Raw genomic sequence first — 25886 nt, 5'->3', positions numbered from 1 at the left:
GACCGAGGTCGTGCGGGGTGGGCGTCGTTACTGCGGGCACAGCCGCGCGCCCACCGTGGCGAGGTGGTCGGTGACCAGGTCCCGAGCACGCTCCGCGTCGCCCGCTTCGATGGCGCGGCAGATCTCCTCGTGTGCCTCGATGGTGCGGGCCATGGACTCCGCGGTGGTACCGGTGGCGTAGTGGGCCCGCCGGGAGCGCCCCAGTGCCTGGACCGAGGCGGCGATCGCGGGATTCTCCGATGCTCCGCCCAGCGCGTTGTGGAAGCGGAGCGCGGACTCGGTGAACGCCTCCGGTTCGTCGGTGAGGGTGCGTGACTCCGCCAGCGAGGTACGCAGTGCGGAGAGGCCGGCCTCGGAGCGGATCTGGGCGGCGAGTGCGCTTGCGGCGGGCTCGAGGGCGAGCTGGGCGTCGAGAAGTGCTGCGCTGTCGAGACCGGCCAGGTGCAGCTGTACCGACATCGCGTCCGCGTAGCGCTCGACGGCTTCGTCGGAGCCGGGCGATCCGGCAGTGTCCAGTTGGCGGTAGTTGCCGTCCCAGTAGAGCAGCGGTGCGCCTTCCCGGCCGCCGGCCGCCACCACCTCGCCGATGAGGATCTCGTGGTCGCCGCCGGGCAGGATGGCGTGGAGCTTGGCGTCGAACCAGCTCAGGCAGCCTCGGACGATCGGTGAGCCGGTGGTCATCCACTCGGTCGGCAGGTCGGGGAACTCGCCTTCGGCGCGGCCGCGGCCCCGGGTGGCGAAGTAGCGCGACACGTCCTGCTGGTGATCGGCCAGCACGCTCACGGCCAGCCGCCCCGATTCCCGCACTTCGTCGAGGAAGGGGCTGTTGGAGTTGACCGAGACCGTCACCAGAAGGGGGTTGAGCGACAACGAGACGAACGAGGAGCACGTGATGCCGTAGACGTACTCGCCGTTGCGGGTCGTGACGATGGTGACGCCCGAGGCGAAGTGGCCGGCGGCCTTCTTGAACCGGGTCTGCGGGTCTGTTGCGGTCGGCCCGACGGGCAGGGCGGAGGTCATCGGATCTCCCGGAACTCGTAGATGTCGAGCGTCAGTTCGCCCGAACGGAGCCTGTCCATGTAGGCGTCCTCCGTCTCGTACCGGGCCCGTGCCGCCGCAACGACGTCGTTCACCCGGTCGGCGGGCAGGACGACGATGCCGTCCTGGTCGGCGACGACCAGATCGCCTCGGCGCACGGTGCGCCCCCGTACGGTGATCGGCTCGCCGACCGTGCCGGGCCACGCCTTTCCGGTGCCGCGGATGGCGATCGAGGAGGAGAACGCCGGGAATCCGAGCTGTTCCAGTTGTGCGGTGTCGCGGACTCCGCCGTCGATGACGAGTCCGCGCACTCCACGGGCCTGGGCGGCGACGGACAGAACCTCGCCCCAGAAGCCGCAGCGGGATCCTCCGGCGTCGACGACCAGGACGTCGCCGGGGACGGCTTCCTCCAGCGCCCAGTGCAGCGGCAGGTTGTCAGCGGCGGCGGCGAGCACCGGCAGCGCGGTTCCGCACAGGCGGGCGCCGGGCCAGGCGGGTCGCAGCTCGGGGTCGAGCTCGCAGTCGAAGCGGGCGGCCTCGAACAGCGTCGCGGTGCCCATCCCCAGCAACTCGTCCTCGTCGTACGTGTAGGCGGTGGTGCTCATTGCGCTCCTCTGCGCTGCAGGTGGTGGTAACCGTGGGCAGCCCGGGCCTCGGCGATGGTGGCCCCGGCGAGCGCGTCGGCGAGGATCTTCTCCTCGCGGGCGGCGATCGCGACGGCGATGTCGAGAACGTCGGCCACCGCTCCGGCGGGGATCGCCACGACGCCGTCCTGGTCACCGACCAGCAGGTCACCGGGGCGAATCTGCACGCCGCCGACGGTCACCGGGCCACCGACCTCGGCGACCTCGACGCGGTCCTTGCCGGTGCGCATGAACCGGCCCCGGCTGTAGACCGGGTAGCCGAGGCCGAGCGCACGGTGTACGTCGCGGCAGACGCCGTCGATGACGGTGCCGGCCACACCCTCCGCATGCGCCACGGCCGTGAGAATGTCGCCCCACACCGTGCAGTCGGTGCGGCCCTGGTTGTCGAGAACCACGACGGATCCCGGCACGACGTCGTCGAGGTAGTCGCCGACGGTCCCGGGCGGGCTGCCGACCGGCTGGTAACGGACGGTGAACGCCGGACCGACCAAGTGCTGCCCGGGGCCGAGCGGCGCGATGCCGTGCAGGCTGCCAGGCAGCCCGAGCTTGTCGAGCGCGTCGGACAGGGTCGCGGTCGACAGGCCCGCAACCCTCGGGTCGACGAAAGTGTCTGGCGTGGTCACGAGGCCTCCTCGGCACTGACGGTGGGGAACTGCGAGTCGTGCATGACATCGACGATCGAACGGCCCGCCCGTACCGCCTCGGCCATAGCGGCCTCGCGGGCGGCGATCCGTTCGGCCAGTGCGACGACCCGCTCAGCGTGCTCGGCCCCGACGAACGCGACACCGTTACGGTCGGCCACCACCAGGTCTCCGGAGCTGACCCGCACGCCGCGGATCTGGACAGGAACGTCCATGTCCTCTTGGACGATCCGGCCGCGAGCGCTGACCGGGACGGCCGCCTTGGCGAACAGCGGCAGGTCGAGAGCGGCGCATTCGGGTACGTCGCGGCAGGCGCCGTCGACGACGACTCCCGCTACTCCGGCAGCCACCGACGCCTCGGCGAGCAGTCCGCCCCAGCAGGAAACATCGGTCCGGCCGTGGTTGTCGATCACGATCACGTCGCCCGGACGCGCTGAGGCGACAGCAGGAGAGGCGATGTGGGTGGTCGGTCCGGCGACCGCCCGGGGTCCGGCCTTGACGGTGCGGACCCGCCCCGCGACGGTGCGACCGGAGGGCCACATCGGGGCGAGGCCCACGGTCGCACCGGGCAGCCCCAGGGTGTCGAGAGCGTCGGAGACAGCGCACACGTCCAACGTGCGCAGCCTCGTGAGCACGCCGGGCGCGGCGGCGGGCACGTTCAGCGGATCAGCCATCGGTACGGCTCCAGGTGACGAAGCCCATGGCGTTTCCGGTGCCGGCCTCGGTGCGGTAGCAGGGGTGATACTCGGCGGAGTCGACGGCCAGTCCGGTCTCGGCGGCAATGCCCGCGACCGTGATCCAGTTGCGCAGCTCGGAGGTGCCCGAGCGCATGAGGGCCGGGTCGATCGAGGTCAGGAACTTCTCGTCGCCGGCTTCCAGGGCGTCCAGGAAGCACCGGTCGAGTTCCTCGTCGATGACGAAGTGCGACAGGCCGCCGGAGGCGACGACGCCGATCCGCAGGTCCTGCGGAAACTGCGTCAGGGACCGGCCGAGTGCCCGCCCGAATCGGTAACTACGAGCAGCCGTGGGTGGGTTGGGCTCGTAGAAGGTGTTGACGAAGACCGGGACGAACGGGATGGAGCAGGCCTCCCCGAGGATCCGCTGATAAATGAAGCCCCAGCCGTGCGGGATACCGTGGTTGGCGTACCGGCCCGAGGGCAGGGTGCGCGAGGCAGCCACGTCGAAGCCCGCCTCGCCGGCCTGTTCGACGAGGTGGCGAGCAAGCTCCGAGTGGCACGGCCGGACGATCGTCCGCTGCGGGACATCGCCGAGCGCGGCCTCGGCCAGGCCCGGTGCCATGGCGGCGAGTTGTTCCTCGGTGAACGGGACGTGTGCGACGTCCTCGCCCCAGTACACGGCGAACGCGGGCAGCAGCTCGTCGCCGTAGACCTCCTTGTGGTCGCTGCTGACGATCACCAGCACGTCTACATCGGCGTCCGCCAGGTGCCGGCCGAGGCGGTCCATCGCTGCCTGCGAGGCATCCCAGTTGGCCTGCATCGCCTCGGGCGTGCAGTGCTCCGAGAAGTCCTCCCGCAGCGCCTTCAGCGCCGCGAAGTCGTAGGTCCGGCCCTGGAATTCGAGTGCCGGGTTGCGCCGGTCCGCCAGTCCGCGCTCGGGCCAGCCGGCCGGCGGCGTCTTCAGCTGGGGGCCGTGCGAACTGCCGATCCCGGTGATTACGGTTGCCATGGCGCGCCCCTCACGCGGTCCGCGCCGTGCCGGCGGCGTCGAGGCGGAACAGCGAGCGGGCGTTGCCCTCGAACAGCGCGGTGCGGTCGGCGTCCGTGAGCCACTCGATGTCGTTCACCAGCAGGTGGATGTCGTCGAACCAGCGGCCGTTGTCCGGGTTGATCTGCGAGCCGGTGCCGGGCTTCTCGGTGCCGAACAGGCAGCGGTCAACGCCGACGGTGCGGACCAGCAGCTCGATCGCGTCCTGGGTGTAGAGGCAGGTGTCGAAGTACAGTCGGCGCAGCTTCTCCAGGTACGGCGTCGCCCCGGCGCGGACACCGGACGGCAGGAACCGGCCCACCTGGTAGGGGATAGCGCCGCCGCCGTGGGAGACCACGATCTTCAGCTCCGGGAAGTCCTGGAGGACCGGGGAGTTGAGGAGGCTCCAGATCGCGATCGTCTCCTCCTGGATGAAGTGGAGGCTGTACGGCTCGCGGGCCGGCGGCCGGCATCCGGCAGCGTGGATCAGCGCGGGGACGTCGAGCTCGCACAGCGCCTCGTACACCGGGTACCAGTACCGGTCGCCGAGCGGCGGCGGCACTGCGGTGCCCTCGAACGGGTCCGGGTTGAGCATGGCACCGACGAAGCCCAGCTCGGTGACGGTGCGCCGTAGTTCACCGACCCACTGGGCGGGGGCGAGTTCCGGGCTCTGGGGCATTCCGGCCACGCCGAGGAACCGGCCGGGGAACAGCTGGGTGGAGCGGTGAATGAGGTTGTTGGTCTCCTCGGTGAACCACTGCACCAGCTTGCCCTGCTCGCTGTGCATCATCTGGTACGGGCGCGGCGAGATGAGCTGGACGTCGACGCCGGCCGCGTCGATGTGGTCCATGTGCGAGACGTTGCCGAAGCTCGGGTGCGGCTCGGTGTGCGCGGCGCGCAGCTGGTCGTCGCTGACGTGAGGGGCGCCGCGGCCGTGGGCACCGCGGTGCGACAGGAGGCCCGACTTCCAGGCGTACAGTTCGGCGGGCGCGCTCAGGTGCCCGTGGACGTCGATGATCATAGTTGGTCCTCTTCGGAGTCGTGGGGTGGGCTCAGCCGAGGGGCGAGGAGATCAGCTGCCGGATGCGGCCGTCGGTCTCGGACCGGTCGTAGCTGCGCAGCAGGCGGGTGCGGCCCGCGCCCGGGTCGCCGCGGTGCAGGTACTCGTACAGCTCCTGGCGGGCGCCGAAGCCGTCGCCGGCGAGCTCCCAGGCGAGCCGGAACAGGCGGGCCTTGTGGTCGGCGGCCATGTTGCGGCCGTGCATGTAGCGGTCGATGAAGGGCCGCAGTTCCGTGCTGGCCAGGTCGGCCTCGGACGGCTGCATGATGAGCCCGGACGCGCCGATCCGGCGCACGATCTCGACGACCCGGGCGGACACCTCCGCAGACCAGAAACCGAGGCCGTACGACGGGGCCGGCGCGAGCAGCCCGCTCGGTGTGCGAACGGCCGTCGCCTCCGCGCCGGCGATGCCCAGCCGCAGCGTCTCCGCGTAGGAGATCAGCTCGCCGAGGTCCTCCTGGATGCCGCGGAATCCGTCGACACCGATGCTGTCCGCCAGCATGGCCGCCACCGACACGAACGTCCGCAGCCGCTCGTGGAAGCGGATGTGGGTGCTCTGCATCGACCAGGCGTTGATCCGGGACAGGCCCTTGAGCGCGAGCAGGCCGTCGCCGAGCAGGAACACCCGCTCCCACGGGATCTCGACGTCGTCGAAGAACAGCATCGCGTCCTGCTCGTCGAAGCGCCGTGCGAGCGGGTGCGCGTGCCCGGCGCCGGAGGTGCCGAGCGGCTCGCGGCAGAGGATCTTCAGGCCCGGGGCGTTCATCGGCAGCGCGAACCAGATGACGAACTCCTCGGCTCCGCGCTGCGCGGAGACGCCGTTGAGGTAGACCAGCACCTCGTGGGCGAACGGCGCGAGCGTCGCGAGCTGCTTGGCACCGCGGATGATGACGCCCCGCTCGTTCTCCTCCACCACGCGCAGCGCGAGGTCGGGGTCGTCCAGCGGGCTGGCGCTGCGGTCGATCTGCGGATCGCCGAGCGCGTGGGTGAGCACCAGGTCGTGCTCGGTGGCGTAGCGGTGGTAGTCGATCACATTGGCCCCGAAACCGGGGCGGTTGGTCTCCAGCTCCGCGTGGTAGTCGCGCAGGCCGACGACGACGTTCGCCATGAAGTCGGGCGCGCGTCCGTGCTGGCCCAGGCTCTCGGCCATCCACCACTGCGAGGCCGCGAACTTCGAGCGCAGCTCCTCCGGGGTGGTCGGCAGGCTGTACGAGCGGCTGACCAGGTTGCCGGTCTCCGGCGAGGTGGTCAGCGCGATCTCACGAGCCGTCGGGTCCGACAGTCGCAGGTCCAGCAGGCGGGCGATCTCGTCGACCGCCCCGCGCAGCTCCGGGTGGGTCGCGACCTTGGCGACCCGCTCGCCGCCCAGCCACACTTCTCGGCCGTCGTCGAGACTGGCCCGGAACCGGTCGCCGGTCATGGCGCCCTTGGCGTCGCTCACATCCATGTGTCCCTCGCATGTGTCTCGTTTGCAGTCGGACAGACCCCGCCAAGAAGGCACCTTTGTGCAGGTGATCGGGCGGTACGACTGGACGCTACGGGTGCGACGAGGGCGCGGGCATGGGCGTGGTGAGGGAAGCGGCAGCGGTCGATTTCGACACGGTGTCGGACGGCAGAACGCGACGGTCACGGTGCCGGACACTCCGGACAGGAACTTCCACTGCCGTCTGGGCCGCAGCACGCGACACCGGTCGCGGAGCGGGCGTCCGGAACGCCCGGCTCCACGGCGACTGCGGCCCCCAGTAGAAAGCCTCTGGGCTCGACACCGTAGACCGCCGTGCCCCCGCGGTCCTGAACGATTCAGCCAGCGCTACGACCATGACCGCGTGAGCATCGGCTTGTCGAAGGATCCGCAAGACTTTTCGCAAAACCGTCGATCCAGCAGGAGTGCTCAAGGGCCGCGTCGCGGTCCTCCAGCGCCACCTCCAGTGGGTGCCGGCCAGTTCCGCGTATCGACCGGCCTGTGAACGTCCAATCGGAGCCAGGAAGTTCAAGCGGAGCGACGAATCCGCCGGAAGCACCCCAGCGGGGACCTCCTGAATGATTCGGACCTGGAGATCGCCTCAGAAGTCCGAGTCCTGATCGACCCGCCAGCCGTAATGGCAGACACGCCCCTCGAGATCGATGACACTCTTCGGGCAGTCGCCGTATCCGTCGGTCTGCCCGTTCGGCCCCTTGAACCAACTGGTGCAGTGGTAGCGGCAGCCCCTCCCTTACGAGGGCGTGGCATGCGCCACGGGCACAACGACCAGAGCGACATCCGCGGTACAGCCGGCCACGACCGCCGCCCGCAGTGGCTACTTCACCGACGCCTCGGATCGCCTCTCCTCTGTCCTTGTCGAAATCGGCCCGCTGACCCTACCCGACGTGAGTCGCGGTCCCAGTGTCCTTCGATGATCAGTACGACGAACCCGCCGCAGATGCCCCCACATCCGCACTGACGAGCTACTCACGTGACGGTCACACCGGGATGGACCGGCGGCGTGGCACTTCGTCGATCGCGATGCCGCTGCGCTCCGCAAGGTCGCCACCGCTCCTTCGGACTCAAAGACCGATAAGCAGAGTTCGTGGTCCAGTCGCTCCGGCACCGGACGAACGTTGCTGTCCTGCTCCGAGGTCCGACACTTCCTTCAGGCTCATCCCCAGCCGCCTCCGCCAGCGTCAACTCCGTTGCCATTCGCCACAGGTGATCGCAGCTCACACTTTGGTACAGACCATTGACGCCAGTCCGGGGTGCTCCGTAGATTCCGATCACATTCCATGCCGGGCTCGTCCCCGGTTTCACTCACGGGGAGACAACGCACGTGAAGCGCTTCGCCATGCCCGCGCTCGGGTTCGCCGCGGTCCTGCTACTGGCCTCCACCGGATGCAGCTCCGACTCGAAGACGACGGCCGCACCGGCGGAGAAGGCCGACACCTTCGGATGTCTCTCGGTCGAACAGGCCGCTGCCGGGTCGATCCGACTGACCGTCGACGGCGGCAACATCGGCGCGTACTATCGGGGCTCGGATGTCGGCAAGGCCACTGTCGGCGTGGTGTTCGCGCCCCAGGCCGGCGGCTCGCTGTGCGACTGGCAGCCGCACTATGCCGAATTCACCGCTGCCGGATACGCGGTGATCGGCTTCATGGTCAACGGCGGCGGGGCGTCCGACGTGCGGGCCGCGATCGGGTTGCTCAAGTCGAAGGGCGTCACCTCGGTCGTCCTGATCGGCGCCTCCAACGGCGCGAGCGCCTCGCTGGAGGCCGCGGCCGATGCGGCGAACGCTCCGCTGCCGATCAAGGCCGTGGTCTCGCTCAGCTCACCCGAGGCCGCCCCCGGCGAGTCCAACGCCGCCAAGGCCGTCCTCACCAGCACCGTCCCGACGTTCTTCGCCGCGGAGCAGGGCGACGGCCGCTACCCCGAGTTCGCCAAGGGGCTGCACGACACGGCCATCGCCCCCGTCAAGCAGCTCAAGACCTACCCCGGCGCGAACCACGGCTTCCTGCTGCTCAACGACGGTGCCCTCCCCGATGTCCGCACCTTCCTCAGCGCCAATGCCCCTGCCCGTAGCTGACTTTCCACTGACATCTGGATCGGTGACCACGGAAGTTCCGCCACGCCGTGCCGCCTCGGCCGGCGAGATGTGACGCGGCAGGCATGCATCTCAACGCCTCGGCTCCACCAGCGCGCACCATGCCGTACCGATTGCTGCTACCACCATCACGGCAGTCAGTAGCCGGACCGGCCACAAACCGGCCACCGCAGCGTTCCCCCGCATGCTGAGAATGCAGAAACCCAACGCCGCCAGCGCCAACAGCGCACCGACGGCCAGCAGGCCCGGTTCATCGCCGATGAGACCCGTTCGCAGGACCAGCAGTGCATTCAGCGAGAGAACCAGCGCGGTACGGCTCCACGCGAGGAGGCTGCGGCCACCGCCGCTGCTCACCGCGACCAGCCTACGAGCAACACCGAGAAGACGACCGCCGCCGCAACCACGCAGATCGTGAGCACGAGCATGATGTGGCCGGTCGGCAGCGGATCACCCGCCTCCATCGCGCGTTCCGTCTGCGCCCACCTGCGATAGGACGCGACTCCGAGGACGGCCCCTCCCAGCGCCAGCGCCATCGCCAGTGCCGTCCGTACCGGAGCCGGTGCGAGATCCGGTGCCAGCTGGTCCAGCGCCACTCCACCTGCAAGTAGCGCCAAGGCCGTCCTGATCCATGCCAGGAACGTCCGCTCGTTCGCCATGGAAAGCGGGTAGTCCAGCGGATCCGGTTGGTCGTCCTTCTCCATACCACCGACCCTAGGCGCGAACAGTGCCGGGCGCACAGACAGGTCATCCGGTTCTACGCCTCCGGTGAGATTCGGATCCCCGAACGGTGGCTGTGGTCTGCCGTCGTTCGGGGCCGAGTAGACCTGCGGGCCGTGCAATTGTTCAGAGGGTGGTTCGTGAGTATTTGACCGGTTCTGTTGTCACCTGATGGTGTGGGCGAGGCCGGAGTCCGTCCGGTCTGGGCCGGTGCGGGGTGAGTGAACGCAAGCCGCGCCCGAGCGAATCGAGCGGCCGTCCAGGAGGGCCGACTGCCCGAGACCCGGTTCGCCGAACCCTCCCCGCTCGAGCACCCCGACCGATGACCGACCTGATCTGGAAGTCCAGGTGGCCAGACTGGAGGCCATCGAGAAGATCCGCCAGCTGGCCGCCCGATATGCCCTCGCACTCGACAGCCGTGACCTGCCCGCCCTCGCCGCACTCTTCATTGACGACGTCCGCACCCACGACGGCCGAGTCGGCCGACCGGCGCTGGCCGACCGGTTCGGTCCGGTACTACGACCGTTCGGCGTCACGTTCCACCTGATCGGCAATCAAGTACTGGGACCGCTCGAACGGCGGGACGGGGGGCGTGGACCCGAAACAGTGGGCAGACCACGCCGCGGTCGTCGCCCGCCTCAGCCGGTCACAGTACCGGGACGAGTGACCACCCTTCGTACTGACGCAACGCCAGATGCCACGCGGCAGCCGGCACCACCCGGACCCCAGGCATGAGCGCATCGGCCGTCAGACCGCGGCCTGCAAGAGCGTTGGCGCAGGCCAGCGGGCGAGCACCGGCTTCCACCAGTCGCGCAGTGTCCTCAGCCGGATCATCCCGCAACAGCAGGTCGAGCCCGCCCCCGTACGCGACGACTTCGACCTCGACAGCGCAGTCCGCCGCGGCCACCAGGTTCTGCACCGTGTGCACCACACGACCCGTCCCAGGGGCCGCCACCACGACACGCACAGGTTCGGAGTTACTCGAAACTCGATCGTTCATGCCACCACCATCACACATCAATCAGCGACAGGGCCGGCTACGTCCTCACGACTGTCACGGGGCAGATGCTGTAGTGGAGCAGACCGTGGCTGACCGATCCGAGGGCGAGGCCGTGGAAGCCGCCTGTCCCCCGTGAACCGACCACTGCCAGATCGGCCTGCTCCGAGGCGCGGACCAGTTCGTCCACCGCCTTGCCCTGGGCCGCGGTCGTCTCGACCTGGACGGACGGGTACCGTTCGCGCAGCGGCTCAAGCTGCTTCTCGATCAGCCGGAGTAGTTCCGCCTCCAGCGCGTCCGGAGCGATCGCATGGTCGGACGACTTCATCATGCTGGGCATTTTCCAGGCACGAACGGCGTGAACACGGGCGCCACGAAGAGAAGCTTCCTCAAACGCGAATTGCAGAGCCGCGTTCGAGGACTCTGAGTCGTCGATTCCGACCAGGACCCGGTCGTGGCCAGCCACGATTTCGCCGACCACGACGACCGGGCAGGCGGCGTGGCTCGCTACTTGGAGGCTCACCGACCCTGCGAGGAGATTGCCGACTCCGCCCTCGCGTGGGGCGCCGAGCACCATGAGCCGCGCTCGTTCGGTTGCAGACCGAAGTACCTCGGCCGGCGAGCCTGACACCTGGTCGGATCCCACCTCCACCCCCGGGTGGCCCTCCTCCACCATCGCCACCGCTTCAGTCAGGATCTCCGCGCCCTGCTGCCTGAGGCCGTCCCAGCGTCCAGGCGGGAAGAAGGGAAAATCCAGTTGCCATTCCGGCAGTACGTGGGCGATCAGCAAGGGGCATTCGCGGAGTGCCGCCTCACTCGCGGCCCACATCAACGCGCGCAGAGCCCGCTCGGAGCCGTCCACTCCCACCACCACGGGACCACTCATCGCTCCTCCTCTGTCGTGCTCTCGGATGTCCACGCGCAATGCGCGGTTCCCGGAATCGGAGTCCCTTGCCTCGGTCACGACCGATGCCCGCGACAGCTCGTTGTGCTGATCCGCGCCCCTCTCCAGATTCCGCCTCGTCGCTCCGGCCTGCCACAGGAGGACCGGCACCGGGGCCTTCGCCCTGCTGGGTGGACACGCTGATACTGGATCTGCTTGATCCGGAGGAAGCGAGAACACCACCGATGACGATGAAGGACTACTCGGACGAGTTCAGGGCCGATGCCGTGGCCTTGTACGAGTCCACGCCCGGGGCGACGTTCAAGGACATCGACCGTGATCGAGCTGGTCGGCCTGCTGGCCGAGAAGCTGGACATCACCAGCGGCCCGGTCGGCTGGATCGAATCGCTCGACCTCAACCTGGTCGGCTACCTGATCGTCGGCCTGTTCGTGGTCACCTGGGCCGCCGCGATGGCGTTCTGGAAGTTCGGCAAGGTCGAGCAGAAGTGGTCCGCGGGCCTGCGCGAAAGGCCGTAGGAGCAGGTCCCGACCAGCGGGATCGGCGCGCCCGGAGGCCAAGGTCGGGCCGCCTGTGTCCCAGTGGCACTCGAAGCGAACTGGCCTGAGGATGATGGCGAACGTCATCTCCAGGAGGCCTGATGAACTACAAGATCAGCGTCCTGTTCCGCGCCATACCTGTCCTGATGGGCGCGGTGTCGGCCGCTCTCGGCGGCTACGTCCTCGCCCACGCCTCTGGACCGAGTGCCCGCGTCGCGGGCCTGGTGCTCGTCTTCCTGGCAACCATCTGCCTGTGTCTCTTCGCGACGGCCGCGACGATCATCAGGCAGCTCATCGGCCGCTTCACCGCGCTGGACCGGGCGATGTACCCGACGTTCGGGTTAGCGGTGAGCGGTGTCGCCATCGGATACGGTCTCTCGCTACTCACCGAGACTCCGAGGCCGGCACCCGACTTCATCGCCGGGCACGTGGTCTTCGGGCTCGGCATGATCTGTGTCTGCGTCTCGTGTGTCGCCACGGTCTCCACCCGGTTCGTGAAGATCACCGAGAACTCCGCGCTGCCCGAGGGCTCACCGCCACTGTCACCGGCGCCCTTCCGCCCGTTCGCCGTCCGCGCTCTGCTGGTGCTCCCGGTTCTGGCTGCGGTGATCACGTGGGTGTGGGCCATCGTGCTGCTGGCCGGCGGGGGCGGCGGAGAGCGGGACGGGCGGTTCACCGCCGGGCACGTCATGGCCGGGCTGGCCCTCATCTGCACCTGTCTGATCGGACTGGTGGCCAGCATCCTGCGGCAGATCCAGAACACCTACTCGGCCCGGGACCGGGTCCGGTGGCCCGGCCTGGCTGCCGCTTGCGGAGCTGCCGGCATCGCCTGGGCCGTGACCGCCCTCGCTGTGCACACGCGGCCGGCCCAACTGGCCGCGCTGTTCGTCCTGATCGGCCTCGGACTGATCTGCTGGAGCATCCTCAGCAAGGTGCTGCTGCTGGCGTTGGTGTGGCGTCGGGCCGCTCCGCTGGCGAACCGCGTTCCACTGATTCCGGTCGGCACCGCTTTGCTGTGCCTGTTCCTCTCCTCGTTCCTGTTCGAGTCCGCCGACCCTGCGGTGATCGTCGCGGCCCGGGTCCTGGTCGGCCTCGGTTGCATCTGCTTCTCGCTGTTTTCCATCGTCTCAATCCTGGAGAGCGGCACCGGTGGCACGGCCAGCGCACAGGAGAACGACACGGACACGGCTGTCTCCGCCCCTGGATCGGTCGCCCGGAGGTCCGGAGCGGACAGCAAGAGGAATTCTCGGCGAATCGTCTGAGGCATTTCGCAGGCCCGTGAAGACGGTCCCCCAGAGTGGGCGGCGAGGTGGGCTTCATGACAACGGACGACAGACTGGATCTGGCAGCCGGATTGCTCGGCGCGGCAGGTCTGGACAACGTGCTGTCGACTGCCAAGCCCCTACTCGACCGGCTCGGGGTGACCGCGAGCATGGTGTACCTGGCCGAACCGGACGGCTGGCTGGAACTCGGGGCCGTCCAGGGGTACGACCGCGCGGACGCGGACGCCTACCGCACCCTGCCGCCCGACTCCCCGTACCCGGTCGCCATCGCCGCTCGGGAAGGACGGCCGGTGCATCAGAGTTCGGCGACGGTCTCCGCCACGGGTACGGACAGACGTGCCTCACATATCTCGTTCGCCGCTTTTCCCCTTCTGGTCGACGGCCGGTGCGCCGGCGCGCTGCTTCTCGAACTCCGAGGCACCGACCCTCCTTCGACGGCCGACCGGGAGACGATGTCGTCACTGGCCACCATCTGCGCGCATCATGCCGCTGTGCGCACCCGTTTCGGCCCGGCGGCTCCCCCGGCCTCCCCCCGGGCCGAGCTGTTGCAGGTGGACCACCGGCACTCCCGTCTCGAACAGGCCATGACCAGCGCCGATTTCGGCACCTTCGAGTGGTACGTGCAGACCGGCGCGCTCATCTGGGACGAACGCGCGTGCAGGATCTTCGGTCGCGATCCCCGGGTGGTCCGCGGCCGCATCTCCGACTTCACCGCCGCCGTCCTCCCCGAGGACCAGGCTCTGGTCGACTCCGCCGTCAGGGCGGGATTCCGCAGCGGAAGTTACACGGCCCGGCACCGTATCGTGCGGCCGGACAACGCCGTCCGCTGGGTGGAAGCCAGGGGCAAGGTCCGCTTCGACGGCCAAGGCAAGCCGCTGGCCGTGGCGGGGGTCGTACGGGACTGCACGGTCGACGAGGAGCGCAGGCGGCTCACCCGGTCCGCGACGGCAGGCTTCGCAGGTGCACTGCGAGTGCAGGATGTCGCCGACGTCATGGTCAGCACGGTCCTGCCACAGTTGGCCTGCGACGCTCTGGCGATTCATCTGTACAACAGCGGCCGGCTCACCCTGGCTGCGGCACGCGGCTATCCACCCGAGGTACTGAAGCGCCTGGCTGGTGCAGAGTTCGCCACGCCGATCTCCACCGCTCTGAGCACTGGCGTGGCCCAGTACATCCGTACCCCCGCTGAGTATCTCGCGGCCTATCCCGCGCCGGCGCTTCGTCCCGCGCCGCAGCATCGGGCCTGGGCCGTCGTCCCGCTCAGCACGGCGATGGGGCCGGTCGGGACCTGCACGCTGTCGTACACCGCTCCGCAGCGGTTCGACGACGAGCAGCGCAGCCAACTCGAAGGTCTTACCGGCATCCTGGCGCAGTCGCTCGCCCGGGCACAGCTGGTGGAGGAGAACGAGCGCCGGATGGCGGACCTTCAGGAGATGATGCTGCCACGCACTCTCCGCCCGGCGCCCGGGACAGTGGTCGCAGTCCGCTACCTGCCCGGCACCGACAGCCTCAACGTGGGCGGGGACTGGTACGACGCCATCCCGCTCCCCAGCGGGCGCACTGGGGTGGTGGTTGGCGACGTGCAAGGTCACAATGCCCGCGCCGCGGCCGTGATGGGACAGATGCGGACGGCCGTCCGCGCATACGCGTCGGAGGGCCACGGACCGTCGGACGTGGTCGCGCACACGAACCGGATGCTCTGCGACCTGGAGACCGAACTGCTCGCCACCGCCTGCTACGCGGAGCTCGACCCGGTGGCCCACCGCGCCACGATCGTTCGAGCAGGCCACCCCGATCCGTTGATGCTCCCCGCAGGGGGAACCTGCCGGGTACTGGAGGTGGCAGGCGGGCTGGTGCTGGGCCTCGATCCCGACGAGCGGTATCCGGCTGAGACGGTGAGGTTCGAGCCAGGGGACGCGCTGGTGCTGTTCACCGACGGGCTGGTCGAGCAGCCCGGCGTCCCGTACGACGCCGCGCTGGCCCGTCTGACGGAGGAACTAGGCCGTTTCTTTTAGATCATCTTGCTGACCAGATGAAGATGGCGGCGAGGTGGAGGCCGGCGAGGTAGATGGTGGCGGTCTTGTCGTAGCGGGTGGCCAGGCCGCGCCACTGTTTGAGCTTGTTGATACACCGTTCGACGGTGTTGCGCTGCTTGTAGGCCTCGCGGTCGAAGCCGGGCGGGCGGCCTCCTCTGCTGCCCCGCCGTGTGCGGTTGGCCGCCTGGTCCGCGGGCTGCGGGATCACGGTCCGGATCCCGCGCCGACGCAGGCGGTGTCGGATCGACCGGGACGAGTACGCCTTGTCAGCCAGGACCACATCCGGCGTGGTCCGGGGGCGGCCGATTGGCCGGGGCACCCGCAACCGGGCCATGACGTGCTCGAACGCAGGCGCGTCACCGGCCTGGCCGGGCGTGAGGACGAACGCCAGTGGTCGACAGCGGCCGTCGGCGACGAGGTGGACCTTGGTGGTCAGTCCGCCGCGGGAGCGTCCGAGGGCATGGTCGGGCGGCTCGCCGGCCGGGGCCCCTTTTGACGGGCTCCGGCGGCGTGCTGGTGGGCGCGCACGATCGTGGAGTCGACCGCGACGACCCAGTCGAGGTCGCCCTCGGCGTCGGCCTGGGCGAGCAGGGCGGTGAAGACCCGCTCCCACGTGCCGTCGGCAGCCCATTTCCGCAGCCGGTTGTGGGCGCCCTTCCACGACCCGAAGTGCTCGGGCAGGTCCATCCACGGCGTCCCGGTGCGGTACTTGAACGCGATCGCGTCGATCACCTGCCGGTGATCACGCCACCGCCCACCCCGCTTCGGCGTCCGATCCGGCAACAACGGCTCTATCCGCGCCCACTGGGCATCAGTCAACGACACATCAGACCAACGATCCGATGATCGGAAAGAAACGGCCTAGCCGCCGCGAGGGTGTTGTTCGATCGAGGCTCCGATGCCGCACCCGCGCTCGAAGCGCTGGCCGACCGCGTCGTTTCCCTCGCGGAGACTGGTCCGACTCGAGACGACGTCGTGGTCCTTCTGGCCGCCTGTCGCACGGACTGACTGGCTGTCAGTCCTGGCGGCGGATACCGAGCAACTCGGCGATCTTGTGGACGAGTTCGCTGTCGCTGCGGACGGCGTCGGTGCTGACCAAGATGCCGAGGCGTTCGGCGGTGAAGGTGTCGTATTCGTTCTCGGCCTCCTCGCCGGGGACGTGCTGGTACTCGGCGGCGGCCCGGAAGCCGACCGTCAAGTCGACGAGCTTGGCGAGGATCTAGCTGAGCAGGAACGGTTCCCACCGCGAGCACGGCGAGCACCTGCTGGCCGAGCAGGCTCCAGCCGCCGCCGTAGAACAGGCCCTCGCGGCCGGTGACGCCGCCGACGCCGTGCACGCCGACCACGTCGAGGGTGTCGTCCACGCCGAAGCGGTACTTGAGGGTGACGGCGAAGGCGCAGACCAGGCCGGCCACCAGGCCCGTGATCACCGCGCCCAGCGAGTTGATCTCGCCGCACGCGAGGGTGATGGCAACCATGCCGGCCACGCCCGCGGAGACCACGCCGGTGGTGCTGACCCTCCCGGTGCGCCACTTCTCGACCAGCGGCCAGGTGACCATCGCGGCGGCGCCCCCGAGCTGGGTGTTGAGGAAGGCCGCGGCGGCGGTGCCCTGGTCGCTGAGCGCCGAGCCGGAGTTGAAGCCGAACCAGCCGAACCAGAGCAGCCCGACGCCGATCACCACCAGCGGGATGTTGTTGGGCCGTTCCTCCCGCCGGGCCCAGTCGCGGGGGCCGCGCAGCGCGATCGCGACGGCCAGTCCGGCGGCGCCGGAGTTGAGTTCGACGGGCAGGCCGCCGGCGAAGTCGAGCGTGCCGAGCTTGTCGTGGATCCAGCCGTCCGGGGCGAACACCCAGTGTGCGGCGGGCGCGTAGACGACCAGCAGCCAGCGCGGGACGAACACCAGCCAGCCGCGCATCCGGGCCCGGTCGGCGACGGAGCCGCTGATCAGGGCAACGGTGACGATCGCGAAGCCCATCTGGAAGGTGGTGGGCACTTCCTCAGCAGTTCCTTGTCGAACGGGAGGGCAGGGGTGACCGAAACGTCCCGTGCACCGGTTGGCCGGTGGGCCGCCCTGCTGCTGTGCGGCCCACCGAGCAGCTCCGGTCCACGGTGGTCAGGTCTTGCACAGGGCGGGCGCCGGTGCGCCGGTGAACAGCAGGCAGACGGCCCGCCAGGCGGCGTCGAGCGCGGCCGCGGTGCGGATCGGGCTGTCCTCCAGCAGGCGCAGCCAGGCGCCGCTGTCCTCGGGGAGGGTGGAGACGCCGTAGCACAGGCCCTGTCCGTCCAGGGCGCGGTGCAGGGTGTCGGCGATCTCGGCGGCCGGCCGCAGGTCACTGACGGCGAACAAGGTGGCCAGATGGTCATGTCCTCTGAAGACAGCGGGCCCAGTGACGACGCTCCGTTCGCCGCCCGGGACCAGGCGCAGCGTGTCGACAACCAGCAGGGTGCCGTCCGGCCGGGTGATCTCCAAGTCGGTGGCCAGCCCGGTAGTCGTGGCGTTCGCCGCGGGCAAGCCGGCCGGCCGTGATCGTCTCGCTGAGCACGACAGTGGCATCGGGCGTGACGGAGACGGTGGTGCGCTGGTAGAACCGGGAGTCGCGGAACGGGATCACCGGGTCGGGCAGGTACTTCAGGTACGCGCCCTCGTCGGCCCGCAGGTTGACGGCCTGGGTCCCGTAGTCCTGTTCCATCCGGAACACCTTGGTGGCGGCCTGGGTGGTGAGGTGGACCCGGGTGTCGGGGCCGCAGCGGGCGTCGATCCGGTAGCGGTCGGCCTGGGTGATGCCGCCGCCGGTGGCCATCAGGAAGACGTAGGCGTCGCCGGGGCGGGCGGGGTCGAGCCGTAGCGGACGCATGATCTGCAGCGGGGTCTTCTGGTACCGCTCGACCAGCTCGCTGCGGCCGTCGCGCAGTTCGAAGTCGAGGATGCCGACCTTGGCCGGCGAACCTGGCGCAAGGGTGTCAGGCCGGCCTGCCCAGTCGGCCACCTCCGCGGGGAGGCGGCCGACGGGGCAGGCCGCGACGGGATGGAGATCATGTCATTGAGGACATGTCGGGGAGCCTGACGGGTCTCGATGGGCCGCTCGGTCGTCGGCCGGGGCGGAGCGACGGTCATGTCAGATCAGCGCCTTGCGACAGGCCCCCAGGAAGGAGGCAAGCTCCTCGATGCCCACGCCCTGGAGCGAGTTGGTGAGGATGACGGGCTTGCCGTCGCGAACCTTGTGCGCGTCGGACTCCATGACCTGGATGTCGGTGCGCACGTACTGCGCAATGTCGATCTTGTTGATGACCAGCAGGTCGGACTCGGTGATGCCGCCCCGCTTGCGGGGCATCTTCTCGCCCTCCGCAGTGTCCAGCACGAACACGAAGACGTCGACCAGGGCGGGACTGAAGGTCAGCGTGAGGTTGTCGCCGCCGGATTCGTACAGCAGGGTGTCGACCTCGGGGAAGCGGTCGAGCCGCGAAAGGGCGGCTGGAGCATCGCGCTCCAGCCGCCTCTTCGTGTCTGCATCTCCGGGTACCGGCCGGCAGAGGTTCTCACCGTCATGCCTCCGGTCCGGCCAGCTCGAAGTCGTCCTGGGTGAGCTCGGCGCGCAGCCGCTGTTCGGCGATGTCGGCGTAGTGGGGGGAGAGTTCGACGCCGATGAAGCGCCGGCCTTCACGCAGGGCGGCGATGCCGGTGGAGCCGCTGCCGGTGAACGGGTCGAGGACGGTACCGCCCTCGGGGCAGATCCGCACAATCTCCCGCATGACCTCCAGGGGCTTCTGGGTGATGTGGACGCGGTCCTTGCGGGGCTGGGACGCGATGAAGTGGCCGGGCAGGTAGAGGTTGCGGCTGTGGTCGAGGGTGCCCTTGACGCCCCAGGTGATGAACTCGGCGGACTGCTTGAAGCCGCCCTTGCGCGGGCGGCTGGCGGGCTTGATCCACGGGATGGTGCCCTGCCAGGTCCAGCCGGCCATTTGCAGCGCGTCGCTGGTGGTCGGCTCCTGTCGCCAGTCGCTGAACACCACGGCGACGGAGTGTTCGGTGCTGGCCCGGTAGGACTCGGTGAGCAGTTCGGTGAGCCAGGAGCGGTAGGAGCGCTGGTCGCGGTTCTCGCCGGGGAAGGTCTTGAGGTCGTGGGCGGAGGTGGACGTCACGTACTTGGCGCGGGCGTCGCGGCTGGTGCGTTCGGAGCTCGTCCGGCCGCCGCTGTTGTACGGGGGGTCGGTGATGACGGCGTTGACGGACTCGTCGGGCAGGGACTTCAGGACGGTGAGGGCGTCGCCTCGGTGGAGGGTGTAGCTGCTGGTCATGGTGGCCTTCCGAGATGGGGTGGGCCCGCTCCGGGCGGGTGCTGACGGCTGCCGCCGGGGGTGGGGATGGGCGGGACGTTAGCCGGGAAGCGCGGCCATGCCTAAACGGCGGCCGGGTCATCGTCGGGCCTGGTGAGGGGTCGTTTGGTGCGGCCGGACCCGGGGCGGTCACGGACACCGAGGTGCGAAGGGTGCTCCGCGACCGCCCTCGGCATACGCACCGGGGGTCGCGTTCGCCTTCCGCGGGCATCTCCGCGACGAACGCCGACACCGCGCCGGTTCCCGTCTGCGTGCCGGTCTGCAGGCTGTGGGCGGATGAACGCTGACTCCTTGCTGACTTTTCTGACTGCCGCTCCGCTCACTCGCGGCCGTCATCGGCCCAGGTGACGGGCGGGAGGGGCGACAACTCCGGCGGGTGAGCTCCTCGGCAATCGCGCACGTTTGCCGGCCTTCGCCGGCATCCCGCGCTGGGATGGCCGGCGGCTGCGCAGACGTTCCACTCCGACCGTTTTCAGTGCCGTCGTTGGTACTGCGACGGTGCTTACCGTGACGGATGTGAGGACGGACCGTGGGCGAGGATCGGAGGAAGTCCAAGCCGGGGCCGATTTCGTGTATGGCCCGAGCTGTCACCGGTCGCCAGGATGGACGGCATGATCAACGCCCTCGCCGAACAGCCGCTCACCTCGAACGGCCACCGACTCGACCCGGCGCCGCACCGCCTGGGTCCGCTCCAGCCTGTTCCGCAGCACGAACTGTCCAACCGCGAGGCCGTGTTGGACCGCTTCCTGCGCGACGGTTACCTGTTCCTGAAGGGCTTCCTCGACCCAAAGGCCGTGCTCGAATTCCGTCGCTACTACTTCGCCGCGCTCGCTCCCAGCGGCCTCACCGTCCCCGGCAGCGACCCGGTCGACGGCGTCGCCGCCCCGGCGGCCGAACTGGACCGCGGCCGGATGCGCGAGACCCTGTTCGGCGAGGTGGTGCCCGGCCCCGCGTACGAGGCGCTGTGCCGGCACCCGAAGCTGGTGGCCTTCTTCCAGTGGCTGCTCGGATCGGACGACCTGCACCTGCACCGCCGCAAGATCATCCGGCATGTCGGTCCCGGTCGGACCGGCATCGGCGCCGCCACCCAGGCCCACTACGACCTGGTGTACCTGCGCGAGGGCAGCGACCGGGTGGTGTCCGCCTGGATCCCGCTCGGCGACGTCCCGGTCAGCCGCGGCCCGCTGATCTACCTGGAGCGCAGCCACCGCGAGATCCAGCGCCAGGAGGCCGAGGGCGTCCTCAAGCGGCCCGCCGCCTCGGTGACCGCCGACCTGCCCGCTCTCGCCGAGGAGCACGGGGCGCGCTGGCTGGTCGCCGACTTCGAGGCCGGCGACGTGATGATCCACAACGTCCACATCCTCCACGCCTCGCTCGACAACCGGGTCCCTGCCGGGCAGTTCAGGCTCTCCACCGACATCCGCTATCAGTCCGCCTCCGAAGCCATCGACCGGCGCTGGCAGCACCACTGGCACGACCAGGACGGCCTGTGAGCCCCCGGCCCCGGCCCTCGGCGTCCAGGCCCCCTGCCCGCCGCCGAACGCGCAGAACCCCTCGATACGGCAGGGGCTGCCGGACTCGACGTCTCCGGACGCGGTCGACTCGGTGAGGAGCACTCCGCCGAGGCCCTCTTCGAGCCCGCCGCGAAGACCGGCGTGCGCAGCCCCGACGCCCCGGGTCGACGGGAGCGCCGGGGGATCGGTGGCGTCGGCCTCGTCCATGTGGACAGTCCCGCTGCCGCCCACCGAACGGGTGAGCGATCGGTGGTGCGTCAGGGGTGCTGCTGACGGCGGAAAGCGGACGGGGAGAGGCCTGTGCGGCGGGTGAAGACCCGGGTGAAGTAGGCGGCGTCGGGGTAGCCGACCTCGCGGGCTATCGCGGCGACGGTGCGGTCGGTGGTGGCGAGCAGGGACTTGGCGCGGCTGAGGCGGTGGCGTGTGAGGAAGTCGCTCGGGGTGGTGCCGGTGCGGCGGCGGACCAGGGCGATCAGGGTGTCGTGCGAGATGTTGAGGCGGCGGGCCGCGTCGGCGAGGCGGACGGGGGCGGCGGACTCCTCCAGCAGGAGGCGGACGGCCCGGGCGGCAAGGTCCTCCTCGGCGGGGGCGCCGAGCGCGGCGATCAGCGTGTGCAGGGTCGCGGCGGCGGTCAACTGGACGGCCGGCGACTCGGGACGGGAGGCGAGCAGGAGCAGCCGCTCGAACTGGTCGAGCAGCGCGGGCACGTCCTGGGGAGTGCGGACGGCCGGTCCGGCGGCGAGTTGGCCGAGGGCCTCGTAGGCGGCCTCGTAGGCGGCGGTGGCGGGGCCCTCGAACAGCACCCAGTACTCGGACCAGGCGCCGGGCGAGGGCCCGTAGCCGTGGGCGGTGCCGGGCGGCAGCCAGAAGAACGATCCCGGGCCGAGCTCGAACGGACCGGGCCGGTCGGCCCGTTCGAGCCGGCTCGTGCCCTCGGTGACCAGCACGCCCGCGTACCCGGCGGGGGCGGGTCGGCTGCGGGAGGCGCGCTGGCCGACGATCCGGCCGACACCGGTGACGGCCAGGCCGACGGCGCGGACCTCCGGCGGGAGCGTCAGATAGCGGGCGGCGCTGAGCATGCCGGGGTGTCCAGCCGTGGGAGGGCGGAGGCGAGAAGCAGGCCGACGGGTGCGGGCAGGTAGGTGAGGCGCAGCCCAGGGCGGGGGCGGTCGTGGGCGAGCAGGCCACTGCTGACGGCACCGACCTTGCGAACGTCAACGGCGCGCCGCTCGCACAGCGGCAGCGGCCGCGGCCGCGGCCGGGCGAGCGCGGAGTGGTCGAGCCGGGTGCAGCGGATGGGCACCATCACCGTGTCGTCCTCGGGCTCGACGGCGAAGCGGTGCAGCACGCAGACGTCGAGCGCGCCGACACACTGCTCACGCGGGGCGGGTAGCCCTGGCCCGGGGCGGGGCCGCGGTGGTGCTCGGGGTCGTGGATCAGCACCGGGTGATCCGGTCGGGGCCGATGCCGTCGGCGGTGAAGTCCCGGACCCGGCGGTGGGTGGCGAGGGTGCGGACGCCGTCGTCCAGGCCGCGCCGGCCGCCCTGGTACGGCGCGAGCAGGCGGCCGACCTTGGCGCTGCCGGTGCACTCGGCGCGCGGCCGGCCGGTCCGGACGCGGCGGAAGCGGCGCTCGGAGAGCCCGTGGAGCGGCGCGGTGTCGACGTGCCGGACGCCCGCGTCCCCCGCGGCATCGACGGCGGCGATGACCTGGTCGCCGGTCAGTTCCCGGTCCGTCTCGGCGATCGGGGCGCACGGAGGGGGAAACGGTGGCGGCCGGTGTCACGGGCGCCAGTGAAGCATCCCGGTTCTACCGGAGACAACCCCCAGTCGTCCGCCCGTCACACGCACCCGGTCGTGCGACGCGTCGTGGCCCCGGCCCCGGCCCCAGGTGTCGTCGGCGGCCCAGGCGCGAAACCACCGGTGGGCCGCCTCCCACGGGGCGAGGCGTGCGGAGCCGGCCTTCGCGCACAACCGCTGACGGGCAGGTACAGCACGGTGTCCACGATCAGCCGACGTGGGAGCTTCAGCGGTCGGTCCGCCCCGCGCGGATCGCGCCGCGGCAGCGGCGGCTCGATCACGGCCCACTGAGCATCCGTCAACGACGGGGCGCAGGAAGGCTTTCACGCACAGGCACACATGACGGTGAGCTTCGCGGACCAACCGCCGGAGAAATCACCGTCAGCCGGTGCGCACCCGTGCCGAGTTCGGCGCCTTCCTCGATGGCATCCCGGGCATCGCCACCGCAGACCGGAAGCGCGAACGGCCGGTGACACGGCAGACACGGCGGCCGGGGGTTGATCATCTGATGGTGCGTCAATTTCCTTATGTGTCACCGGTTTCAGGCTTTTGGGGGGATCCCAGGGGATGGTACGGGCCCGTATGATCCACCGAAAGAATCCATGAGGGGGTTGGCGATTTGGGCAGGAAGATCGGGCTGACCGAGGCTGTGACCGCACTCCACCAGGAGCTCTCCGATGCGGTGCTGGCCGCCGGCGGGCAGCAGATCCGCTTTCCGGTGGAGGGCGTGGCCCTGGAGTTCCAGGTCGCCGTCACGGTGGACGCCGAGGCCTCCGGGAAGGCCAAGTTCTGGGTGCTGGAACTCGGGACGGACACCGGGTACAGCCGTGAGACGGTTCAGACCGTGACCCTGCAACTCGGTGCGCCGCTCGGGCCGGACGATGAGCCCGTGTTCGTCTCACGGACCAGCGACGTCCGGCCCTGACGCCAATGCCCAAGAGTCGGTACGCGGTTGAGGTTCTGTACAACTTCGGAACAGAGACCGCAGCCAAGTGGAAGGTCTCGTCGGGGTACTGCATCGGTGGAAGGCACGTGCTGACGGCCAATCACGCCGTCGGGCCCGGGCCGGTGTCGGTGCGGTTCTGGGGTGGCCAGGAGTACTCCGCGCGGCGGGTGGCCGCAGGTGCCGACGATGTCGATCTCGCCGTCCTGGAACTGCTCGAAGAGGGCGCGCCCGAGGCACCGCGGGTGCGTGTCGCACGGGTGGATTCCACTGTGACGGCCCAACTGCCGTGCCAGGGGCTCGGATACCCCAAGTGGAAGGAAGGCCCGAAGCGGCCCGACAGCCCCAGTCGGTTCCGCGGCCGGGTCCAGCTCGCCGGGGAGATCCTCACCGCCGAAGGCCCCGTCGGGGATCGGCTCACCGCCAGCCTCCGGGCCACGCCGCGCGACCATCCGGGCACGGTGGCCGGTTCGGTCTGGGCGGGCTCCTCCGGCACGGTGGTGTTCACCGGCCGCCACCGCCGGGAGTTCGCGATCGGAGTGGTCGTCACGCACCAGCCCGCGGACGGCGTCCGCACGCTCACCCTCGAACCGTTCACGGCCATCGACCGCCTGGGCGCCGACGACCGGAGGCGGTTCCGCGCGCTCCTCGGGCTGTCCGAGAACGCCGGCCTGCCGGTGCTCAGAGGCGTCGAGTACGGGCCCGGGGTCGGGGTGCGTCGACCGCGGTGGCGGACGGTGCTGGTCCTGGTGACGGCGCTGGCGGCCGCGGCGGTGGCGTTCCTGGCCCTGCCGCTGTTGCGGCCGCGCCCGGCCACCCCGCCGGTCGGCCTGGGGATCCAGCACAACAAGGGGATGTACACGGCCGGCGATCCCGCACGGATCACCGTCGAGAACCTGGCCCAGGACCGGGCGACGGTCCTGCTGCTCCAGGTCTCCGACACCAACCCGTCCAGTTCGGACTGCGTTCCCGGCACCGGGCTCAGCGTGCGCGACTCGGCGGGCCGGCCGCTCCCGGTCACGAAGCGCACGCCCGTCTTCGAGGTGAAGGTCCCGCCCGGCGCCGCCAGGGCGATGCCCCTCACCGTGGCCGTCACGAACAAGGACCGGAATTGCCATCTGGACCTCGACGCCGCCCTCGGATAGGTGCGCGGCCGTCGGACCGTCTCATTCGTTCCACGGGAGGATGCATGAATCGCCGCACCGGCGAAAGAGCCCTTCGGGCGGGCCTGAGCTTTCTGGTCCTCACCGCTCTGCAGGCAGGCTGCCAGCAGAGCCGGACGCCGCCGGCGGCGTCCCCGGCAGCGGAGCAGGCCTGGCTCAGCGGCGTTGTCAGCATCGGGGTGAAGAACGACCAGCCCGGACTCGATTTCAAGGACGGCTACAAGAACTCAGGATTCGAATACGAGCTGATCAACTTCCTGGCTGACAAGTTGGGCGTCAAGGTGAACCTCGTCGACGTTCCGTCGGAACAGCGGGAGGAAGCGCTCAAGGACAACCGGGTGAAGCTCGTCATCGCCTCCTACTCGATCACCGCGGACCGGAAGGCTTCGGTCGACTTCGCCGGCCCGTACCTCGAGACCCAGCAGCAACTGCTGGTGCGTTCCGACGACAACGACATCCAGGAGAAGGCGGACGTCGCGACGAAGGACATCTGCACCGTCCAAGGAACCACCTCCGACCCGAACCTGGGCTCCACCGCCGCCTCACCGGCACCGAACCCGCTGGTCCCCGGGTACGTGCACACCCTCCCCAACTTCCGCGCCTGCGTGGACGAACTCCTGGCGGAGAAGACGGATGCCGTCTTCACCGACACCTCGATCCTCTACGGATTCACCCAGGCGCACGAGAAGAAGCTCAAGGTGCTGCCGCTGGTCTTCGGAGTGAGAAACCGCTACGGGATCGGGCTGCCCAAGGGGCATCAGGCGGACTGCCGCAGGCTGATGGGACTGGTTCAGGAATTCCTTCGGGACAAGTGGAACGAGAAGTTCTCCGAGACGCTCTGGAGCATCAACAAGTCCGACGTCAGCCAGTATCGTCCCAGGCACGACGACGTGACGGCGTACTCGTCCTGCGGCGGCTGAGCCCCGCCGTCGTCGGACGGTGCGGACCGGGCCGGCGGTCCCTGCCGTACCTGCGGGGACCGCCGGTGCTTCACTGCG

The 25886-nt window shown here is 69.9% G+C and carries 26 protein-coding genes and 2 pseudogenes; 9 read left to right on the top strand and 19 right to left on the bottom strand.

Translation table 11 applies throughout. The annotated features are described in order from the left end of the window. Positions 1-27: 27 nt before the first annotated feature. Genes ACWEMJ_RS04740 through ACWEMJ_RS04710 form a run of 7 tightly spaced genes read right to left on the bottom strand, consistent with a single transcriptional unit; the run spans position 28 to position 6528 of the window. Positions 28-1020 carry a flavin reductase gene (locus ACWEMJ_RS04740; protein ID WP_452135506.1) on the bottom strand — a complete coding sequence of 331 codons (993 nt, stop codon included), beginning with the start codon at positions 1018-1020 and terminating at the stop codon, positions 28-30. Continuing rightward, the gene (locus tag ACWEMJ_RS04735) at positions 1017-1643 is read right to left on the bottom strand and encodes a 4-carboxy-4-hydroxy-2-oxoadipate aldolase/oxaloacetate decarboxylase (protein ID WP_452135505.1); all 627 of its coding nucleotides are present in this window, start codon (positions 1641-1643) and stop codon (positions 1017-1019) included. The genes ACWEMJ_RS04740 and ACWEMJ_RS04735 overlap by 4 nt, the downstream gene beginning before the upstream one ends. Continuing rightward, complete coding sequence (locus ACWEMJ_RS04730; RefSeq protein ID WP_452135504.1) at positions 1640-2305, bottom strand: RraA family protein; 666 nt, start codon at positions 2303-2305, stop codon at positions 1640-1642. Before ACWEMJ_RS04730 ends, ACWEMJ_RS04735 begins: the two co-directional genes overlap by 4 nt. Further along, positions 2302-2997, bottom strand: a complete 696-nt coding sequence (locus ACWEMJ_RS04725) for an RraA family protein (RefSeq protein WP_452135503.1) — start codon at positions 2995-2997, stop codon at positions 2302-2304. The genes ACWEMJ_RS04730 and ACWEMJ_RS04725 overlap by 4 nt, the downstream gene beginning before the upstream one ends. Beyond that, positions 2990-4009 (bottom strand): DODA-type extradiol aromatic ring-opening family dioxygenase, encoded by a 1020-nt coding sequence (locus tag ACWEMJ_RS04720; protein WP_452135502.1) that lies wholly within the window; start codon positions 4007-4009, stop codon positions 2990-2992. Before ACWEMJ_RS04720 ends, ACWEMJ_RS04725 begins: the two co-directional genes overlap by 8 nt. Positions 4010-4019: 10 nt before the next feature. Then, positions 4020-5048, bottom strand: a complete 1029-nt coding sequence (locus ACWEMJ_RS04715; protein ID WP_452135501.1) for an amidohydrolase family protein — start codon at positions 5046-5048, stop codon at positions 4020-4022. Between the two features lie 31 nt (positions 5049-5079). Further along, positions 5080-6528, bottom strand: coding sequence for a 4-hydroxyphenylacetate 3-hydroxylase family protein (locus ACWEMJ_RS04710; protein WP_452135500.1), 1449 nt, complete (start codon positions 6526-6528; stop codon positions 5080-5082). Between the two features lie 1363 nt (positions 6529-7891). Between ACWEMJ_RS04710 and ACWEMJ_RS04705 the strand changes: the two genes are divergently transcribed. After that, entirely contained in the window at positions 7892-8641 is a 750-nt protein-coding gene (locus tag ACWEMJ_RS04705) for a hypothetical protein (RefSeq protein WP_452135499.1), read from the top strand. A gap of 90 nt (positions 8642-8731) precedes the next feature. Here ACWEMJ_RS04705 and ACWEMJ_RS04700 read toward each other — a convergent pair whose 3' ends face one another. Together ACWEMJ_RS04700 and ACWEMJ_RS04695 are read right to left on the bottom strand one after the other, a co-directional pair. Next, the gene (locus ACWEMJ_RS04700; protein WP_452135498.1) at positions 8732-9013 is read right to left on the bottom strand and encodes a hypothetical protein; all 282 of its coding nucleotides are present in this window, start codon (positions 9011-9013) and stop codon (positions 8732-8734) included. After that, positions 9010-9360: a YidH family protein gene (locus tag ACWEMJ_RS04695; RefSeq protein ID WP_452135497.1), complete on the bottom strand. Its 351-nt coding sequence runs from the start codon at positions 9358-9360 to the stop codon at positions 9010-9012. Before ACWEMJ_RS04695 ends, ACWEMJ_RS04700 begins: the two co-directional genes overlap by 4 nt. Positions 9361-9724: 364 nt before the next feature. Between ACWEMJ_RS04695 and ACWEMJ_RS04690 the strand changes: the two genes are divergently transcribed. Then, positions 9725-10111, top strand: a complete 387-nt coding sequence (locus tag ACWEMJ_RS04690) for a nuclear transport factor 2 family protein (RefSeq protein ID WP_452135496.1) — start codon at positions 9725-9727, stop codon at positions 10109-10111. Here ACWEMJ_RS04690 and ACWEMJ_RS04685 read toward each other — a convergent pair. Next, the gene (locus ACWEMJ_RS04685) at positions 10023-10295 is read right to left on the bottom strand and encodes a DsrE family protein (RefSeq protein ID WP_452135495.1); all 273 of its coding nucleotides are present in this window, start codon (positions 10293-10295) and stop codon (positions 10023-10025) included. The two genes, ACWEMJ_RS04690 and ACWEMJ_RS04685, sit on opposite strands and share 89 nt — an antisense overlap. A 118-nt stretch (positions 10296-10413) precedes the next feature. Further along, a complete protein-coding gene (locus ACWEMJ_RS04680; RefSeq protein WP_452135494.1) occupies positions 10414-11259 on the bottom strand; it encodes a universal stress protein in 846 nt (281 codons plus the stop codon). Positions 11260-11592: 333 nt separating this feature from the next. On the opposite strand from ACWEMJ_RS04680, the gene ACWEMJ_RS04675 reads away from it, so the two are divergent. From ACWEMJ_RS04675 to ACWEMJ_RS04665, 3 genes are all read left to right on the top strand, one after another. Then, on the top strand, positions 11593-11793 hold the full coding sequence (locus tag ACWEMJ_RS04675; RefSeq protein WP_452135493.1) for a hypothetical protein: 201 nt from the start codon (positions 11593-11595) through the stop codon (positions 11791-11793). Between the two features lie 122 nt (positions 11794-11915). Further along, positions 11916-13076, top strand: coding sequence for a DUF2776 family protein (locus ACWEMJ_RS04670; protein ID WP_452135492.1), 1161 nt, complete (start codon positions 11916-11918; stop codon positions 13074-13076). A gap of 56 nt (positions 13077-13132) precedes the next feature. Beyond that, positions 13133-15112: a SpoIIE family protein phosphatase gene (locus ACWEMJ_RS04665; RefSeq protein WP_452135491.1), complete on the top strand. Its 1980-nt coding sequence runs from the start codon at positions 13133-13135 to the stop codon at positions 15110-15112. 1 nt (position 15113) lies between these two features. Here the strand turns inward: ACWEMJ_RS04665 and ACWEMJ_RS04660 are convergent. The 5 genes and pseudogenes from ACWEMJ_RS04660 to ACWEMJ_RS04640 form a co-directional block, all read right to left on the bottom strand. Continuing rightward, a protein-coding gene (locus ACWEMJ_RS04660; protein ID WP_452135490.1) for an IS5 family transposase occupies positions 15114-15958 on the bottom strand; the annotation gives its coding sequence in 2 pieces (ribosomal slippage) (positions 15114-15628 and positions 15628-15958; 846 coding nt in all). 190 nt (positions 15959-16148) lie between these two features. Next, positions 16149-17121 (bottom strand): annotated as a pseudogene (locus ACWEMJ_RS04655) (ammonium transporter); the annotation flags it as partial. Between the two features lie 126 nt (positions 17122-17247). Beyond that, positions 17248-18121: pseudogene (locus tag ACWEMJ_RS04650) on the bottom strand (urease accessory protein UreD). 129 nt (positions 18122-18250) lie between these two features. Further along, complete coding sequence (locus ACWEMJ_RS04645) at positions 18251-18625, bottom strand: GTP-binding protein (protein ID WP_452135589.1); 375 nt, start codon at positions 18623-18625, stop codon at positions 18251-18253. Between the two features lie 52 nt (positions 18626-18677). Continuing rightward, on the bottom strand, positions 18678-19430 hold the full coding sequence (locus tag ACWEMJ_RS04640; RefSeq protein ID WP_452135489.1) for a DNA-methyltransferase: 753 nt from the start codon (positions 19428-19430) through the stop codon (positions 18678-18680). Between the two features lie 650 nt (positions 19431-20080). Here ACWEMJ_RS04640 and ACWEMJ_RS04635 point away from each other — a divergent pair. Beyond that, positions 20081-20962, top strand: coding sequence for a phytanoyl-CoA dioxygenase family protein (locus ACWEMJ_RS04635; protein ID WP_452135488.1), 882 nt, complete (start codon positions 20081-20083; stop codon positions 20960-20962). A 278-nt stretch (positions 20963-21240) separates the two neighbouring features. Here the strand turns inward: ACWEMJ_RS04635 and ACWEMJ_RS04630 are convergent, their stop codons facing one another. The 3 genes from ACWEMJ_RS04630 to ACWEMJ_RS04620 form a co-directional block, all read right to left on the bottom strand. Beyond that, positions 21241-22062, bottom strand: a complete 822-nt coding sequence (locus ACWEMJ_RS04630; protein ID WP_452135487.1) for an AraC family transcriptional regulator — start codon at positions 22060-22062, stop codon at positions 21241-21243. Beyond that, complete coding sequence (locus ACWEMJ_RS04625) at positions 22038-22331, bottom strand: hypothetical protein (protein WP_452135486.1); 294 nt, start codon at positions 22329-22331, stop codon at positions 22038-22040. Before ACWEMJ_RS04625 ends, ACWEMJ_RS04630 begins: the two co-directional genes overlap by 25 nt. 492 nt (positions 22332-22823) lie before the next feature. Continuing rightward, positions 22824-23063, bottom strand: a complete 240-nt coding sequence (locus ACWEMJ_RS04620) for a hypothetical protein (RefSeq protein WP_452135485.1) — start codon at positions 23061-23063, stop codon at positions 22824-22826. A 338-nt stretch (positions 23064-23401) separates the two neighbouring features. Between ACWEMJ_RS04620 and ACWEMJ_RS04615 the strand changes: the two genes are divergently transcribed. From ACWEMJ_RS04615 to ACWEMJ_RS04605, 3 genes are all read left to right on the top strand, one after another. After that, on the top strand, positions 23402-23707 hold the full coding sequence (locus ACWEMJ_RS04615; RefSeq protein WP_452135484.1) for a trypco2 family protein: 306 nt from the start codon (positions 23402-23404) through the stop codon (positions 23705-23707). A gap of 107 nt (positions 23708-23814) precedes the next feature. Then, positions 23815-24870: a hypothetical protein gene (locus tag ACWEMJ_RS04610; RefSeq protein ID WP_452135483.1), complete on the top strand. Its 1056-nt coding sequence runs from the start codon at positions 23815-23817 to the stop codon at positions 24868-24870. 44 nt (positions 24871-24914) lie between these two features. Next, positions 24915-25808, top strand: a complete 894-nt coding sequence (locus ACWEMJ_RS04605; protein WP_452135482.1) for a transporter substrate-binding domain-containing protein — start codon at positions 24915-24917, stop codon at positions 25806-25808. Positions 25809-25886 lie beyond the last annotated feature (78 nt).

It is taken from the genome of Kitasatospora sp. NPDC004531 (genome assembly GCF_053602195.1).
Note: the sequence above shows the minus strand (reverse complement) of the source record. Positions and strands in the feature narration are given on the sequence as shown.

Coding starts and splice junctions, on each gene's coding strand:
- ACWEMJ_RS04740 (WP_452135506.1), bottom strand. CDS start 1,020: ATGACCTCCGCCCTGCCCGTCGGGCCGACCGCAACAGACCCGCAGACC.
- ACWEMJ_RS04735 (WP_452135505.1), bottom strand. CDS start 1,643: ATGAGCACCACCGCCTACACGTACGACGAGGACGAGTTGCTGGGGATG.
- ACWEMJ_RS04725 (WP_452135503.1), bottom strand. CDS start 2,997: ATGGCTGATCCGCTGAACGTGCCCGCCGCCGCGCCCGGCGTGCTCACG.
- ACWEMJ_RS04720 (WP_452135502.1), bottom strand. CDS start 4,009: ATGGCAACCGTAATCACCGGGATCGGCAGTTCGCACGGCCCCCAGCTG.
- ACWEMJ_RS04715 (WP_452135501.1), bottom strand. CDS start 5,048: ATGATCATCGACGTCCACGGGCACCTGAGCGCGCCCGCCGAACTGTAC.
- ACWEMJ_RS04695 (WP_452135497.1), bottom strand. CDS start 9,360: ATGGAGAAGGACGACCAACCGGATCCGCTGGACTACCCGCTTTCCATG.
- ACWEMJ_RS04680 (WP_452135494.1), bottom strand. CDS start 11,259: ATGAGTGGTCCCGTGGTGGTGGGAGTGGACGGCTCCGAGCGGGCTCTG.
- ACWEMJ_RS04670 (WP_452135492.1), top strand. CDS start 11,916: ATGAACTACAAGATCAGCGTCCTGTTCCGCGCCATACCTGTCCTGATG.
- ACWEMJ_RS04665 (WP_452135491.1), top strand. CDS start 13,133: ATGACAACGGACGACAGACTGGATCTGGCAGCCGGATTGCTCGGCGCG.
- ACWEMJ_RS04640 (WP_452135489.1), bottom strand. CDS start 19,430: ATGACCAGCAGCTACACCCTCCACCGAGGCGACGCCCTCACCGTCCTG.
- ACWEMJ_RS04635 (WP_452135488.1), top strand. CDS start 20,081: ATGATCAACGCCCTCGCCGAACAGCCGCTCACCTCGAACGGCCACCGA.
- ACWEMJ_RS04630 (WP_452135487.1), bottom strand. CDS start 22,062: ATGCTCAGCGCCGCCCGCTATCTGACGCTCCCGCCGGAGGTCCGCGCC.
- ACWEMJ_RS04605 (WP_452135482.1), top strand. CDS start 24,915: ATGAATCGCCGCACCGGCGAAAGAGCCCTTCGGGCGGGCCTGAGCTTT.